We start from the raw sequence: 643 nt of genomic DNA, 5'->3' as shown, positions 1-643 counted from the left end.
ACAAAGGGTAGTACTTGCTAAGCCGTCGGTTGACACCAAGGGGGATGCACAGATCGTTTCTCGGCTAGGTGTTACGCGCGAAGTAGACATGCTGGTTGGGAAAGATGAGAATCTGCGCCACGTTTTCTTGAATGTAGCCTCAGGGGTTGATCCTGACGCTCTGGTGCAGAATTTGGCAGCCAAGCCCGTGTCGGCACTACTTGTTGATGAGGCTCAGTTTTTCACACCAAAACAGGTTGACGATATGTTTCGCATCGCGGTGCTGGATAACGTTCCAGTTCTTGCGTACGGCATTCGAACTGACTTCCAAACCATAGCGTTCCCAGGGGCTCGGCGTTTGCTGGAGATCGCGCACTCGGTGGAAGAACTTAAAACTATTTGTCGCTGCGGTAAAAAAGCAGTATTTAACGGTCGCAAAGTGGATGACCAATTCGTTTTCGACGGAGACCAGGTAGCGATTGATGGGGTAGCGGTTACTTACGAGTCGTTGTGTGGAAACTGCTATTTGGAAGAGTCGAGGGGGCGCCTCTCTTCCGATCATTAGGTGAGGCAAGATGCGAGTGTCGAACATTTGTTCGATATGATTGGTGGGTGGCATCCTACGCAGAACTTCACGCGCATAGCGCATTTTCGTTCCTTCACG

At 50.9% G+C, this 643-nt stretch carries 1 protein-coding gene; it reads left to right on the top strand.

Annotated features, from left to right (window positions below):
- The coding region (locus HMPREF1627_RS00790) for a thymidine kinase (protein ID WP_034500344.1) at nucleotides 1-544 on the top strand (544 nt) is incomplete at its 5' end.
- Between the last annotated feature and the right edge of the window lie 99 nt (nucleotides 545-643).

The sequence above is a fragment of the Actinomyces sp. S6-Spd3 genome (assembly GCF_000758755.1).
Classification (GTDB): domain Bacteria; phylum Actinomycetota; class Actinomycetes; order Actinomycetales; family Actinomycetaceae; genus Pauljensenia.
The sequence above is the reverse complement of the archived record's forward strand: the minus strand, read 5'-3'. Positions and strand labels throughout refer to the sequence as shown.